The following is a 13,626-nucleotide window of genomic DNA, read 5'->3' as shown; positions in this document are numbered from 1 at the left end:
GAGTTCTCCTGTGAAGATTCAGCGGGCGAAGTAGATTTTGCGTAGCGTCTGGGTAACGGTCCACCGGGTTTCCATGCCCTGATGGAGCCGAACTACGCTGCCGGGGGCCAACTCAATTTCTTGAGCGGCGAAACCGCCGGCCTCCAAGATCTGCACTGTGGCCTGTCCTGAAAGCACGACAAACCATTCGTCGTTTTCGATATCTGCCATGGCACCAACAGACATTTCCCAGACGCCAATTTCAGCATCGTCGAGGGTGCCTAGTTCCATGAGGCCGACAGTCGCTGCCGGCTGACCAGCTAGCTGCTGTTCGGATTCGATCTCTTGGTGGGGGAGTCCAAGGCGGCTGGCTTGATGATGGCTGGCCCGAAGCGAATTGCTGGTCATTAGGAATCAAACCCCATTCCGATCTTGTCCATCAGCTTCAGGAAGGCCGAACGCTCACCTGAATTGTGATCCGCCTTGATCAGATGATCGGTCATGAGCTTCACGCCCACCCATGCAGCGGGCTCCGGAGGGAAGGGGATCGGTTTGGTGCGAACCAGCTCCAATTCGGTCAGCTCGGTCTTCTGGCCCGATAGCAGATCCAGCATGACCTTGGCCCCGAATCGCGTGGCTCCAACGCCGAGGCCGGTGAAACCTGCGCAGTAGGCAACCTTGCCTCCGTGGCTCAGATCGAAGAAGGAGAAAAAGCGCGAGCAGGTATCGATGGCACCGCCCCACGCATGGGAGAACTTCACATCCGCCAGCTGCGGGAAGCTGCCGAAGAAATGCGCTGCGAGCTTCTCAAAGGTCTGCTGATTAGTGTCGTAGCTGGATCGGACCTTACCGCCGAAGTGATAGACCGCGTCGTAGCCGCCGTAAAGAATTTGGAAGTTGCCTCCGGCATCGATGGTGGGCCGGGCGTAGTGGAAGCGGTTGTTCAGGTCAGCCAACCCCACCATCTCATCCCAGCCGATGGCCTCTCGCTGCTCAACGGTCAACGGTTCGGTCATCAGGGCATAGTCGTACACCGGGACGATGCGGGAGCGGTGGCGCTTGAGCAGGGACGGGAACACGTTGGTTGCCAGTGCGACCTTTTTGGCATTGATCTGGCCATCGGCGGTCAGCACCTGAATCTGGCTGCCCTCATCTTTCAATTCCACGGCGTGCGTGTGCTCGTAGAATTCAACGCCTAGATCGCGGCAGACCCGGGCCAGTTCCCAGACCAATTTGGCGGGGTGGACCAGCGCGGTGGAATGGCGGTCGCGGGCGCCGGCCAGGAAATCTGGGGAGTTGATCAGCTGTTTGACCTCGTGGGCATCGAGGTACTCAACGCCTTCGGCTTCAGCTTCTTCGGCTACCCACGAAATCTGATGCTGCTCGGTGGCGACGTTCAGGGCCCCTTCACGGATGAAATCCACGTCCATGGCATGGCGCTTGACGCATTGCTCGAATTCATCGAGGTTCTGAAGACCGTGTTCGGCCAGCAGGGCGTTCTCCTTGGGCAGGTGGTTTTCGCCATTGGCTTCGCCGTGCACCAGTGATGCTTCACAGAAACCACCATTGCGCCCCGATGCGGCCCAGCCCAAGCGTTGGCCCTCGATGAGCACCACATGACGGTCGGGGTTCTGTTCCTTGGCTTGAAGCGCTGTCCACAACCCGGTGTAGCCGCCGCCGACAATCAGCAGATCAGCACTGATCGCACCGTGCAGTGCCGGGTGGGGTGCGGGGCGACGCTCATCGTCCAGCCAGTAGCTGGTGCGTTTGGCGGATGCCAGTGCCTGGGAGATCAGTGCGGGGGAGACTTCGGCTTCATGCCTGTCGAAAGTCAGTTCATTGATGGTGCTCATTGGTTCTTTCCTCGAAGATAGCTGGATCAGTAGTCGCTATCGAGGCAATGGCACAACGAGCGGTCCTTGCGGCTTTGCCGTCTGCTGGGCACCGAGGATGCCAGATGAGAGCCATTCGGCGGTCAAGGCTATCCCTCTTCTCGAAAAAGATGAATCAAAGTGAATGTGATTCATTACTCATCTAAGCTTGCCTTGCGCAAGGTTGTCAAGGTTCATCAGCTGAGGCGGAACCCAGTATCCGACAGTCTTATTCCGTGCGTCGACGACCGGGTTCCGCTAGATGGGCGCCGAGATTGATTTCCCGTACTGAGCTTGGATTTCCCTGTCTTGATCTATGCGGCTGAGCCATGCCGCGCCATACATCAGCAGGAATTCGGCAACCGCAATGCCCAGCATGAGCGACGCATGCGTGGCAGCATGCCCGGAATGATTGTGGTGGTGGCCGGCAAACCACGGTAGCCCGATGACCATTGCTACGTGGCAGGAACCCATGAGCGCGCTCATCGACAGCAGGCTCAAAGGCGAACCCCCACGCAATACGCACCACGAGCACTTGAGGCACCACAAAGTCATGGCTCCCAGAGCCAGTACCCACCACACGTTATGTGGCAGCAATGCAAGCACCAGCAGATGAACCGCGGCCAGGCCCAAGGAAGCCAGACCCAGCGCGCGGTGTCCGCTTGAACGGCTGTGGATATGGCTAGCTGTCGCTGCCACAGCAGCCATCGGATACCTCGGTGGAGCAGCAACCATGCTGGACCGGGGCAGGAACATCGAGCACCGGCGAGCGATCGAAGAAGCCCTCGGGGCGGATGGTGAAACCGACGGTATCCACCGGCATCATCGGCCAGTCCTCGGTGCGCGGGAAGTGGGTCAGTGCGAAGGTGTGCCAGAGGCTGATCTGCTCGCCATCGATGTTCTTGTCATCCTCAATCCATGAGCCGATGCCATCCACGCCTGGATTCTGGTTCACGAAGTCGCCGGTCGGGTAGCGGTGATCATAGTCGCGCTTGGTGACCCATAGGGCCTTGGAAGCGAACTCAGCGCGGCGGTGGATGGAGGAACCTTCCGCCGCCAGCAAGGTCGGCAGGCCCTGGGACATGAGCTTGTAGCCCACCGGCTTGCCCAGGTAGTTCTTCGACTCCGGGTTGGTGACCACCCAGGTGCGTCCGGCCGTCGGGTTGTTATCGCGCACCGCCTGCTTTTCGGTGCCCAGCACCGTATGGCTGCGGGTGAAGGCGTTGCCGCGCGGGTTTTCCGCGCTGATCGGCAGGCGCACAGCTTCTTCCTCGATCACGCGGCTCGGCCCGGAATCCAGGGCGAAATCCAGCCGAGCGCCGAAGATGTGCTGGTGGAAGGGGGCGCCGAGACCTGGGGCCATTTCCGAGGCGAAGCGGTCATCGATCATGGCCGAGGTGAACACGATGCCCGTGGCCTTGGCTTCGAATTCGATGGTGCCATCGAGGTACAGGTACCAGTAGAAGCCATAGTCGTAGTTGCCCACGGTGGTGAAGAAGCTGATCACCAAGCGGCGGTTGCGCCGGGTGTACTTCACTCCTGACCAGTCATCGGCGTGCTTGGAGAGGATCGAGGCGTCTTCCTCGTGCATGCAGATACCGTTGGCGATTGTCTGGGCGTTGCCATCTGCATCGGTGACCACCGGGGAGATGTAGTGGATTTCGCCGAGGCAATCGCAACCCAGTTCCAGCGAGTTGGCCAGCCGGCCGATCAGGTATTCGCCGGTGTCGAAGTAGTTCTGCCAGCTTCGCACCGGGGAAGGGTCGCCATAAGGGACCACCATTTCGGCGATGGATGCGCGGTCCAGGATGCGGCGCTGCGTGCCCTTGTCATCGAAGGCGATGTTGTAGAGGACAAGCCCTTCGCGCATATCGAAGCCGATATCCAGCGACCACTTCTCCCATTCCACGTGGTTGCCTGCGCTCACGGTGAAGCTGGCACCTTCGGGCTGGGTGATCTTGATTGGCTTCTGGGTGGTGCGCACCGGGCCGGTCATCTCGGGGTCGGTGTAGTTGCCGTGAGTTTCAGGGACGGGGATGATTTCCAAGTCCAGTAGCTGGTCGATCTTGCCGGCAATGGTGTCGATGTACACCACCAGTCCGTCCACCGGGTGCGCCCAGGCTGAGTCTTCGGCGAAATCTTGGCGGAAGGCCAGTCCGCGCAGGATGCGGCGGCCCGACTCCTGCGGGTATTCGTCCTCGTAGACACCGGCCGAGAGCGGAGCGACGCGAACCTGTTCTGGTTTCAGGCTGCGCTTGGCCAAGGCTGCAGCCCACTGCGGGTCATCGGCCAGAATGGTCTCGACCATTTCGAATTCTTCCAGCAGCACGGGCATCTGGCCGACCTTGGCAGGATCCAGGTCGATTTTCGAGACCACCGCTGCTGCGGTCAGATTCAGGAGAACATCCTTTGGGGAGTTGGTCAGCTTATCCATGAGCATCACGCGAACGAAACGTCCCGGTCGGTCGGTGCGCGGATCCTCTAAGCCCATGTAGGTGATTCGGGTGTGCTCGGTGAACAACTGGTGGCGAACCAGCAATTCTTTGGCAGCAGTGATTTCTGCTTCTGAGAGCAACGTGAAATCTGTGGCGGTGGTGGTAGGCATGGGCCTGCTCCTTCGGCGGTGAAGTGTGATCTACAACATTTATTATTCTCTGGTTGTAGAGAATACGGCTGGACCCACTGCGATGCAACCCTCCGCGGGAAATAAGGTGTTTATGGCTAATCTTTAACCATGCCAAAAATCGTGGATCATGATCAGCGTCGCCGGGAGATTGTTGAAGTCACTTGGAAGTTCATTGCCCGCGAGGGTATTGAGAAACTTAATTTGCGTGACTTGGCCGCAGCCGCCGGTTACTCCAACGGGGCCTTCAAGCCATACTTTCCAACGCGCGACTCATTGCTCGTAGCCACTTTCCGCTATGTCGCCGAAGCGACCGATCGGCGCATTGCCCGCAGCTGCAAGGGCCTTCGGGGCTTGGGAGCATTGGAGGCATTCTCTCGCGAGGTGCTGCCGCTGGACGAGTTGCGACGCAACGAAGGTCGTATTGCTGTGCACTTCTGGCACCTGGCCCTGGCGGACCGTGCCTTGGCCACCGTCAATGCCGAAACTATGGACCGCTGGCGCAAGCTTGCGGACAGTTGGTTTGAGGAGGTGCTCGGAGCTGGGCACCCCAAGGCGCGGGCGGCACGTGACTCGATGATCAACTTCTTGATGGGCGCGCAAATCAGCAGCGTGCTCGATGAGGCCGTCAATACTGCTGAAGCCTTGGAAGAGCAGCTCCAGTACCGCCTTGATGCCCTGCGTCGATTAAGCAAGGATTCCTAGCGGATATTCTCCGCGTGAAGAAAATAGTGACTTTTCTTCCCGCTCGGCGTACCCTCATTCGTGATGCCCGACACAGCTCGGGGGATCGATGGGGAGGTAAGGATGTATCAACTTCAGCACGTGGACTCGTTCACCGCATGGTCGCGGCTCATCTCAGATGCCTTTGTGCGTCTGCAAAGCGAGCAAGTTTCTGGCGGGCATTTCACTGCAACTCTTGGCGCCACCATGCTCGGTGATATCGGACTGATGCGCATCCAAGCGAAACCTCACGCGGTGCAACGCACCGAGAACCTGACTTCCAGCGGAGATGGGGATTTCTACAAGGTCTCATACCAGCTCGATGGGTATGGTCTGCTGATCCAGGACGGTCGGGAGACCCTGCTCGCTCCCGGAGACCTGGCTATTTACGATACGCAGCGTCCCTACACTCTGGCCTTCGAAAAACCTGCCTCCGTCATGGTCGCATTGATACCGCATGACCAGTTCCGTCTGTCTCAGCAACAGGTTTCCCAACTGACCGCAGTATCGCTGAAGCAGACCCACCCGCTATCGGGAACGGTAGCTCCGTTGTTACGCCATCTTGGTTCCAACTTGCCGGCATGGGACGAATTCGGCGGGTACCAGCTGGCCCGCAATACCGTAGACCTGCTGGCTACCGCGCTGGACGGTGCAATGGGCGGCGAATGCCATGCTGATGCCAAGAGCCGGCAGCGCGAAATGGTCAACAGCTATATCGAGGCGCACCTGGATGATGTCGAACTCGGCCCGGCGCGCATAGCTGCCGCTCACTTCATGTCCGTGCGCAGCCTGCACGCCCTATTTGAAAAAGAACCATTCAGTGTGGCTGCACTGATCCGCCATCGCCGGCTGGCCAAAGCCGCGCGGATGCTGCGTGACCCGCTCCTGGCAGACCTTCCGGTGCAAGCAATCGGTGCACGGGTGGGCCTTGCTGATGCGGCCGGTTTCAGCCGCATGTTCTCCAAGGAGTTCGGCGCAACCCCGGGCAAATACCGGAATGCTTCATGAGAGCTGGAACACGTTTCTGCACGCGCAGGCAATTCTCCTGCACGCAAGGCCAAGGAAAAAATCCGGCTTCACGAGATCCTGATATCGGAACACTCACCTAAGGGGAGAACGAATGGGACTCGAACAACGCACACTCACCGTGCCGGCCTTGGTCGTGATGATCATTGCCGCAAGCGCTCCGCTGACGGCTGTAGCTGGAGGCGTGACTACCAACTACGCAGTGACTGGCATGGCCTCCGTGCCCCTGTCCTTCCTGATCATTGGTGCTATTCTGTTGATCTTCAGCATCGGCTACACCGCTATGAGCCGCTACATTCCCAATGCCGGAGCATTCTACGCCTATGTAGCCCAGGGGCTAGGCCGTGCGCTAGGCGTGGGCGCTGCCATGATCGCCTTGGTCAGCTACAACCTGATGCAGATCGGTATCTACGGCTTGTTCGGTTTCGCCGCCTCATCTTTCGCGAATGCCTCCTTTGGCACCGCTATCTCGTGGTGGGTTATGGCCTTGGCCGCGTGGGCAGTAGTCGGATTCCTCGGCATGAACCGTGTCGACTTCTCGGTCAAGGTCTTGGGCATCGTCGTCGCCGCCGAATTCCTCATAGTGATCATCTACAACATCATGGCCTTCGCAGTGGCTCCCGAAGCACCTGAGCCGGCAACATCCTTCAACCTCGCTGATGCGGTGGCCCCGGGAATGGGCGCGGTTATGGCCTTCACCATTGCTGCTTTCATGGGGTTTGAATCAGGCACCATTTACAACGAGGAAGTGAAGGATCCGAAGCGCACCGCTCGTCGTGCCACGATGATTGCCGTGGTGATCATCGCCTGCTTCTACGCATTCTCGGCCTTTGCCGTAGCCGTCGGAGAAGGTGCTTCGAATGTCATTGGCGCTTCTGTAGAACTAGGTCCGGACCTGATCTTCGCTTTCTTCGGTGCCCATGCCCCGCTGTGGTTCGTGGACCTAGCCAATATCCTGTTCATCACCAGTCTTTTCGCTGCGTTGCTGGCATTCCATAACGTCATCGCCCGATACTTCTACGCCATGGGCCGAGGCGGGGCACTGCCAAAGCTCCTATCTACCACCTCGCGCACCACCCACGCACCCGTTGCTGGGTCGTTGGCACAGTCAACCTTGGGCTTGCTCGTGATCTTGATATTCGCTGTCATCTCCCACGGCAAAGACCCAATGTATGTTGTGTTTACGATGTTCACTTGGATGACAAACTCTGCTGCCTATGGCTTGGTGCTGCTCATGTCCTTGACCTCGTTTGCTGTCATCGGATACTTCAAGCGAAATCGCACCTCCGATTCAGTCATCACCCGAGTTATCGCACCGTTGATCGCCGGCATTGCGCTGGCATATGTCTTCATGCAAATCATCATCAACTTCGAGATCTTGCTTGGCATGGAAGAACCGGGCATGCTCGGTTATGTCCTGCAAGGCATCGTGATTCTCCCGGGCCTCATCGCCTGGGTGCTGGCCCTGGTTATCGGGTCCTCTGCGCGAAAAGCGCCGAAAGCTAACAAACTTCCCGTCGGATAACACTTCAGTACAAAGGAGCTCAAAGATGGCTTACGCAAATGCCCAAGAACTGCTGGAAGCAATCCAGCCAGCAAACGGTGGCACCGAAATTCTCGATCCAGCAACAGGGGAACTGGTTGGCCGTGTAGCCGAGCAAAATGCAGCGGATCTTGATGCTGCAGTCGTCGCAGCGAAGGCCGCGCAGCCTGCTTGGGATGCCTTGGGGCATGCCGAACGCAAGCGCCTGCTCAATGCCGCCGCTGACCAAATCGAGGCCAACGCCGAGGCGCTGGCTGAGCTGCTTTCCCGCGAGCAGGGAAAGCCGTTGAACGGGCCGAATGCGCGCTTCGAGGTCGGAGGTGCGGCGGCCTGGCTGCGTGCAGCGACCGCTTACGAGGTTGATCCAGAAGTCGTCGTGGACGATGGCGAAACCTATGCCGCCAAGCACTACCGCGCCCTGGGTGTGGTCGGTGCCCTCGGCCCGTGGAACTGGCCGATGATGATTTCCATCTGGCAGCTGGCCCCGAGCCTGCGCATGGGCAACACCGTAGTGATGAAGCCCAGCGAATACACCCCGCTCTCGGTCCTGGCACTGGTTCATGTATTGAATGAAGTACTGCCCGCCGATGTCCTGGAGATTGTGGCCGGTGGCCGCGAAGTGGGAGAAAAGCTGTCCTCGCATCCGGACATCGCCAAGATCATGTTCACCGGCTCCACCCGTACCGGTAAGGCGATCATCCGTTCTTCGGCCGACACGGTCAAGCGATTGACCATGGAACTGGGCGGCAATGACGCGGGCATCGTGCTGGAAGATGCCGACCCGCAGGCCATCGCTGAGGACCTCTTCTGGGGAGCGTTCATCAACACTGGCCAGACCTGTGCGGCACTCAAGCGCCTCTACGTCCCCGAATCCATCTATGACGCAGTCTGCGAAGCGCTAACCGCCGTAGCCAAGGCGATGCCAATGGGTCCCGGGCTGGATGAGAACAACGTGCTCGGCCCGCTGCAGAACAAGGCCCAGTACGACATCGTCGCTTCCCTGGTCAAGGATGCCGTGGATTCGGGCGCGAAGGTGCTGCTCGGTGCGAACCCGGACGAGAGCGCCGCCGGCTACTTCTACCCGACCACGCTGATTGCCGATATCGACCCGGGCAACCGGCTGGTCACCGAGGAACAGTTCGGTCCAGCCCTGCCGATCATCAAGGTCAAAGACAGCGCCGAAGCGATTAGGCACGCCAATGCCTTGGAAGTAGGACTCGGCGCGTCGGTCTGGAGCAGCAACCGCGAGAAGGCCCTTGGAGTTGCCGCACAGATCCAGGCTGGCACCGTATGGATCAACTCCCATGGCACCATTGACCCCCGTATCCCATTTGGTGGAGCGAAGCAGTCCGGATATGGTCTGGAATTCGGCCTCGACGGATTGAAGGCGCTGGCCCAGCCTCAGATTATCAAGGGCTGATCAGGGGCAAACACTGGAAAAGCGGCCGGTGTCCGATGCTGGTGGGAGCATCGGACACCGGTCGTTGCCTTTGCCCTAGTTAATGATTTCAGCGCTTGGATCCTCGGTGAGCTGCGCGATCCTCTCGCGCCATTCCTGCAAAGCTTCGGCGCTCAGCCGGGTCCACTCATGGACTTCGCGAATGACCCGTACCGGTTCCGTAGTGCGATAGGAACGCGTCGGATTGCCCGGGAACTTCTTATCGGTCACATTGGGATCGTTTTCAAAGGGACCCGTTGGCTCCACCTCATAGACATGCGGGGTACCGTCCAGCGCGGCGATTTCAGCCGCCAAGCCGGCGCCGTCGACCAAGGCGGTGAAATACACGTGATTCATGATGATTTGCGGGCGGTAATTCGAAGGGAAACCGGCCGCCAGCAGATCTCCTGGCTGCAATGCGGCCTTGGTGCCGTGGTAGAACGGACCGCTATCAAGTTCCTTGTTCATACCCCAAGAGGATAATCGCCGGCCTGGATTCGCGAAAGCACCGGTAAGTGCAACCCGCGTATATTGAGTAGCGAACCAATGACTACGGCGGGAGAGCAACGCGTGCCTATTTTGAACAAGGACATGACCCTATGCATTTCGTTATCGGGTCGACCGGCAAATATCGGTACTCGCTTCCATAACTATCTCTATGAAGAACTCGGCCTGAACTTCATCTACAAGGCCTTCTCCACCGATGACCTGGCCGGCGCCATTGCCGGGGTCCGTGCCTTAGGCATCCGTGGCTGCTCCGTGTCCATGCCTTTCAAAGAAGACGTCATGGCGATGGTCGATGAGATCGAAGCCTCCGCGAAAGCCATCGATTCGGTCAACACCATCGTGAACACCAATGGGCGATTAGTCGCGTCAAACACCGATTTTGAAGCGATCGCCAGGCTCATCGAACGCCATCTACTCGATCCTGCAAGCACCGTACTTGTCCGAGGCTCCGGAGGAATGGCCAAGGCCGTCGTAGCCGCCTTCCGCGAAGCCGGATTCAACGACCTGACAGTGCTGGCACGCAACGAAGTTTCCGGCCAAGCCTTAGCTGATAAATACGGTTACCGATTTACCGGTGCTGACCCGGCTCCAGGACACGAGATTCTTGTGAACGTCACGCCGCTGGGCATGGACGGCGCGCAGTCTGAGGAGCTCGCGTTTAGCACTCAGCAGATTGATGCCGCACGAACCGTCTTCGACGTGGTGGCTTTCCCGAGTGAAACGCCCTTGATCTGCAAAGCACGGAGTGCTGGCAAGCAGATTATTACCGGGGCAGAAGTCATCGCCCTGCAGGCCGCGGCGCAGTTTCAGAAGTACACCGGCCATTCACTAAGTGAAGAGCAGGTATTGCGTGCCTCCGAATTCTCCCTGGGATCCTGAAGCCCCGAATATCAGTACGCGCCCTAGTTGGCGGTATTCACCTGGCTTATGATGTTCTTTCCACGAAAAAATACCATCAGCAGGACGAAGAACGCGATCGGCAAGAGCACGATCAATCCCATGGATAGCAACTGGAAGAATTGCGTGTTCAATGCAATTCCATTCGTGATCGGTACACCGTTCTCGGGCATGTAGTCGGCGTACCTTGCAGGCCTAGATGTCGCCCAAAAGATGAAGAACCGGAAGATGAATGCACCTGCCGCGGTGATGGCGAGCGAGGGAAGCAGAAGTGACTGGTTGTCGGCACTTGTGCGCCTTATTTGGCATAGACGGGCGAAGACCGATATTAGCGCCGAAGCGCCTAGACCCAGCGTGATGATCTGCAATAACCACGAATGAGCCATGACGAAAGACAAAGCCATCATCGCAATGCTCAGCGCAGTTAGGATTCTGATCTTCGACAGGAAAGTTCTCGACATTATCCGAACCTACCATATTAAAGGACGATAACCAGCCCGGGCAACTGAACACGGGTGATAGATACGCCAAAGGCCCGGCACTTCCATGCCGAGCCTTGGTGCAAACCAGCTGCTAGCCGCGCAGCACGACCTCAACTTCTTCCATCTGCTGACCAGCAGGGTACTGGCCGTTGAAGAGCTTCGATCCTGCTTCGGTGAGTACCGCTGCGAAGCGGGTCTTGACCAAGCCAAAAGCGTTCGAAACACTGGTTTCGGTGAGCTCGGCGATGGCAATGCGCTCGCCTGCTTCGTCAATGGTCAAGGTGATGGTCTCATCATGGTTCACGATGCGTGGCTCAATCAGGTTCAGCTTCATCATGCCGCCATGGCCGGAGAAGGAAACACGACCGTTGAACCAGATTTCGTTCTCGGGAACCTCAACCGCGGGGGAGACAGGAAACGCCAGAGCATTACCTACCTGCCAGACCCCGTTGGAAGCTTCAATGCGTCCGTCGGCAAGGGAAGAAATGTAGCCTACGAACGAGGATTTCAGACCCCACTCGAGGTGCGGCTGGAACGGATCGCCTGCTGGCGCACCATTTCCGGTCATGATCTTTTCCCTCCACAGGATATCGGTGTAAGAATACTCTGTGGTCAGTATTTCATATAGGCGTTAGAGCAGGGGCTGTACGTTCTCTGACAGCTAATCCATCGTCATCTTTTGCTCAATAAATGGACGATAAGCCGCCTGCATGGAGATTTGGGCATCCTTGTAGGTCGTGCCATCCGCAAAGGTGACATCAGCGGTGGCCCATGAACCATTCCAATACTTGATGTCCAGCTCGGCAGGGCTGTACGCCTTGTGGACGTTCGCTTCGAGGTTGCTCATCGCGTTGTTGTAGCCGGTGATTCCCACGGCCAGGAAGACGGCCGTAATGACCCCGGCAGCTGCCGCGACAATGAACTCGGTACGAATGGATGCACGCCGGGCGTAGGTCTGTTCCCCGTCACGCAAGCGTGAGAAGCTTCTGCGGCGAAACAGGGCGTGGGGCAGCAGTGCCAACCCGATCAGCAGGAAGACCACAGAAATTGCCACCGCCATGAGCGGCAGGCCGAACGCCACCGGTAGATACTCATCCATGTATTTACCCTACCCAAGTCAGTGGCGAACTTCTAGATTTAGATCGCTTTTCCGGGGTTGAGGATGCCTTGCGGGTCGAAGACTGCGCGGACCCGTCGTTGCAGGTCCAGCGAGGTCTCACCCAGTTCCTCTGCCATCCAATCCTGCTTGAGCCGGCCGATTCCGTGTTCTCCGGTCAGCGTGCCGCCCAAGGACTGGGCCAGGTAGAACATGTCTCCCAATGCGGCCTTGGGTGCACCGGTAGTAATGGATTGGTCCTCGGGCACCACGATGATCGGATGCAGGTTGCCATCGGCCGCATGGGCGATGGTGAAGATCGAGACTCCGCGTTCATCTTGAATACGGTGCAGGCCAGCGAAAGCTTCGGCCAGCCGATTGCGCGGCACCCCGATATCGCAGATCGACGCGGTTCCCAGCTTCTCCATGCTCGGGATGGCCTGGCGCCGGGCTTCGATCAGCGCCTCGGCTTCTTGGGCATCCTTGGCCAGTTCGATGCGCCCGGCCAGCGGAGCGATCGCATCGCGCAGCGCCTGCATTTCCAGCTGTGCCCCATAGCCGTCGGTCTGCGCCAGCAGCAAGGCGCCGCCACGTGATTCATGCTCGGTACCCAGGGCGGCATCAACGGCCTTCAAGGTCTTGCCGCACATCAGCTCCAGCACCGAAGGAGTCAGCCGTTGGGCGATCACCGCCGAAGCGGCCTGCGCAGCAGTATCCTCATCGGGGAAGTAGGCGACCAAGGTGGCGGTGTGCTTGGGCTTGGGGCGCAAGCGCAGCAGCGCTTCGACCACAATGCCCAAGGTGCCTTCCGAGCCGATCATCAGCGCATTCATGTCATAGCCGGCCACGCCCTTGATGGTCCGCCGACCGGTGCGCAACAGCTGCCCATCGGGCAAGACCACTAGCAAGCTGAGCACCGACTCACGGGTCACCCCGTATTTGGCGCACCACATGCCCCCGGCGTTCGTGGCAATATTGCCGCCGATGGAGCAAATCGCGGTACTGGCAGGATCCGGGGCGTAGAACAGCCCATGCTCCCCGGCAGCCTGGTTCACCGCCGCGTTGATCACCCCGGGCTGCACCAGAGCGGTGGCTTCCACCGGATCAATGTGCAGGATCTTGTCCATCCGGGACATGTCCAGCACGATCTGCCCGGCCTGCGCGCTGGAACCTGCCGCCAGTCCGGTGCCGGCTCCGCGCGGCACGATCACCGCCCCATGCTCATGGGCCAGCTTCATCGCCAGCACCACGTCATCGATGCTCTGGGCAAAGATCACCCCGTCGGCGAAGCTCGGGGGCACATAGCCGGAGCGGTCAATACTGGCTGTTTGGCGCTCGGCCTCATCGAGCGAGGCACGCGGGTGGGCGCTGAGTACGGCGTGGGTGGCGGCTGCATTCACGGGGGACTCCTGTTAAGAGAACTGGCAGGACAGCGGTGCTG

14 protein-coding genes are annotated in these 13,626 nt (G+C 58.9%); 5 read left to right on the top strand and 9 right to left on the bottom strand.

Annotated features, from left to right (window positions below):
* Nucleotides 1–18 precede the first annotated feature (18 nt).
* The 4 genes from AARI_RS14025 to AARI_RS14010 form a co-directional block, all read right to left on the bottom strand.
* Nucleotides 19–387 (bottom strand): cupin domain-containing protein, encoded by a 369-nt coding sequence (locus AARI_RS14025; RefSeq protein ID WP_013349938.1) that lies wholly within the window; start codon nt 385–387, stop codon nt 19–21.
* Complete coding sequence (locus AARI_RS14020) at nt 387–1,832, bottom strand: NAD(P)/FAD-dependent oxidoreductase (RefSeq protein ID WP_013349937.1); 1,446 nt, start codon at nt 1,830–1,832, stop codon at nt 387–389. The genes AARI_RS14025 and AARI_RS14020 overlap by 1 nt, the downstream gene beginning before the upstream one ends.
* A gap of 276 nt (nt 1,833–2,108) precedes the next feature.
* The gene (locus AARI_RS14015) at nt 2,109–2,558 is read right to left on the bottom strand and encodes a hypothetical protein (RefSeq protein WP_013349936.1); all 450 of its coding nucleotides are present in this window, start codon (nt 2,556–2,558) and stop codon (nt 2,109–2,111) included.
* Nucleotides 2,533–4,455, bottom strand: a complete 1,923-nt coding sequence (locus AARI_RS14010) for a primary-amine oxidase (protein WP_013349935.1) — start codon at nt 4,453–4,455, stop codon at nt 2,533–2,535. The genes AARI_RS14015 and AARI_RS14010 overlap by 26 nt, the downstream gene beginning before the upstream one ends.
* Nucleotides 4,456–4,584: 129 nt before the next feature.
* Between AARI_RS14010 and AARI_RS14005 the strand changes: the two genes are divergently transcribed.
* The 4 genes from AARI_RS14005 (at nt 4,585) to AARI_RS13990 (ending at nt 9,185) form a co-directional block, all read left to right on the top strand.
* Nucleotides 4,585–5,178, top strand: a complete 594-nt coding sequence (locus AARI_RS14005; RefSeq protein WP_013349934.1) for a TetR/AcrR family transcriptional regulator — start codon at nt 4,585–4,587, stop codon at nt 5,176–5,178.
* Nucleotides 5,179–5,280: 102 nt separating this feature from the next.
* Complete coding sequence (locus AARI_RS14000) at nt 5,281–6,204, top strand: AraC-like ligand-binding domain-containing protein (protein WP_013349933.1); 924 nt, start codon at nt 5,281–5,283, stop codon at nt 6,202–6,204.
* A 112-nt stretch (nt 6,205–6,316) separates the two neighbouring features.
* A complete protein-coding gene (locus AARI_RS13995) occupies nt 6,317–7,747 on the top strand; it encodes an APC family permease (RefSeq protein ID WP_013349932.1) in 1,431 nt (476 codons plus the stop codon).
* 25 nt (nt 7,748–7,772) lie between these two features.
* Nucleotides 7,773–9,185: an aldehyde dehydrogenase family protein gene (locus AARI_RS13990; protein ID WP_013349931.1), complete on the top strand. Its 1,413-nt coding sequence runs from the start codon at nt 7,773–7,775 to the stop codon at nt 9,183–9,185.
* Between the two features lie 75 nt (nt 9,186–9,260).
* Here the strand turns inward: AARI_RS13990 and arr are convergent, their stop codons facing one another.
* Nucleotides 9,261–9,671 (bottom strand): NAD(+)--rifampin ADP-ribosyltransferase, encoded by a 411-nt coding sequence (arr, locus tag AARI_RS13985; RefSeq protein WP_013349930.1) that lies wholly within the window; start codon nt 9,669–9,671, stop codon nt 9,261–9,263.
* Nucleotides 9,672–9,773: 102 nt separating this feature from the next.
* On the opposite strand from arr, the gene AARI_RS13980 reads away from it, so the two are divergent.
* Nucleotides 9,774–10,589, top strand: coding sequence for a shikimate 5-dehydrogenase (locus AARI_RS13980; RefSeq protein WP_041648978.1), 816 nt, complete (start codon nt 9,774–9,776; stop codon nt 10,587–10,589).
* 23 nt (nt 10,590–10,612) lie between these two features.
* Here AARI_RS13980 and AARI_RS13975 read toward each other — a convergent pair whose 3' ends face one another.
* The 4 genes from AARI_RS13975 to AARI_RS13960 all read right to left on the bottom strand — a co-directional run bounded on the left by AARI_RS13975 (nt 10,613) and on the right by AARI_RS13960 (nt 13,585).
* On the bottom strand, nt 10,613–11,068 hold the full coding sequence (locus AARI_RS13975; RefSeq protein ID WP_041648976.1) for a hypothetical protein: 456 nt from the start codon (nt 11,066–11,068) through the stop codon (nt 10,613–10,615).
* Between the two features lie 112 nt (nt 11,069–11,180).
* On the bottom strand, nt 11,181–11,657 hold the full coding sequence (locus AARI_RS13970) for an HtaA domain-containing protein (RefSeq protein ID WP_013349927.1): 477 nt from the start codon (nt 11,655–11,657) through the stop codon (nt 11,181–11,183).
* Nucleotides 11,658–11,750: 93 nt separating this feature from the next.
* A complete protein-coding gene (locus AARI_RS13965; protein WP_013349926.1) occupies nt 11,751–12,188 on the bottom strand; it encodes a hypothetical protein in 438 nt (145 codons plus the stop codon).
* Between the two features lie 38 nt (nt 12,189–12,226).
* The gene (locus AARI_RS13960) at nt 12,227–13,585 is read right to left on the bottom strand and encodes an FAD-binding oxidoreductase (protein ID WP_013349925.1); all 1,359 of its coding nucleotides are present in this window, start codon (nt 13,583–13,585) and stop codon (nt 12,227–12,229) included.
* Nucleotides 13,586–13,626: the final 41 nt, after the last annotated feature.

Origin of the sequence: Glutamicibacter arilaitensis Re117 (assembly GCF_000197735.1) — a bacterium.
GTDB lineage: Bacteria > Actinomycetota > Actinomycetes > Actinomycetales > Micrococcaceae > Glutamicibacter > Glutamicibacter arilaitensis.
The sequence above is the reverse complement of the archived record's forward strand: the minus strand, read 5'-3'. Positions and strand labels throughout refer to the sequence as shown.

Excerpts from the sequence above, each read along its gene's own strand:
- AARI_RS13970 (WP_013349927.1), bottom strand. The coding sequence starts at position 11,657 with ATGACCGGAAATGGTGCGCCAGCAGGCGATCCGTTCCAGCCGCACCTC.
- AARI_RS14020 (WP_013349937.1), bottom strand. The coding sequence starts at position 1,832 with ATGAGCACCATCAATGAACTGACTTTCGACAGGCATGAAGCCGAAGTC.
- AARI_RS14015 (WP_013349936.1), bottom strand. The coding sequence starts at position 2,558 with ATGGCTGCTGTGGCAGCGACAGCTAGCCATATCCACAGCCGTTCAAGC.
- arr (WP_013349930.1), bottom strand. The coding sequence starts at position 9,671 with ATGAACAAGGAACTTGATAGCGGTCCGTTCTACCACGGCACCAAGGCC.
- AARI_RS13990 (WP_013349931.1), top strand. The coding sequence starts at position 7,773 with ATGGCTTACGCAAATGCCCAAGAACTGCTGGAAGCAATCCAGCCAGCA.
- AARI_RS14000 (WP_013349933.1), top strand. The coding sequence starts at position 5,281 with ATGTATCAACTTCAGCACGTGGACTCGTTCACCGCATGGTCGCGGCTC.
- AARI_RS14010 (WP_013349935.1), bottom strand. The coding sequence starts at position 4,455 with ATGCCTACCACCACCGCCACAGATTTCACGTTGCTCTCAGAAGCAGAA.
- AARI_RS13965 (WP_013349926.1), bottom strand. The coding sequence starts at position 12,188 with ATGGATGAGTATCTACCGGTGGCGTTCGGCCTGCCGCTCATGGCGGTG.
- AARI_RS14005 (WP_013349934.1), top strand. The coding sequence starts at position 4,585 with ATGCCAAAAATCGTGGATCATGATCAGCGTCGCCGGGAGATTGTTGAA.
- AARI_RS13995 (WP_013349932.1), top strand. The coding sequence starts at position 6,317 with ATGGGACTCGAACAACGCACACTCACCGTGCCGGCCTTGGTCGTGATG.
- AARI_RS13975 (WP_041648976.1), bottom strand. The coding sequence starts at position 11,068 with ATGTCGAGAACTTTCCTGTCGAAGATCAGAATCCTAACTGCGCTGAGC.
- AARI_RS14025 (WP_013349938.1), bottom strand. The coding sequence starts at position 387 with ATGACCAGCAATTCGCTTCGGGCCAGCCATCATCAAGCCAGCCGCCTT.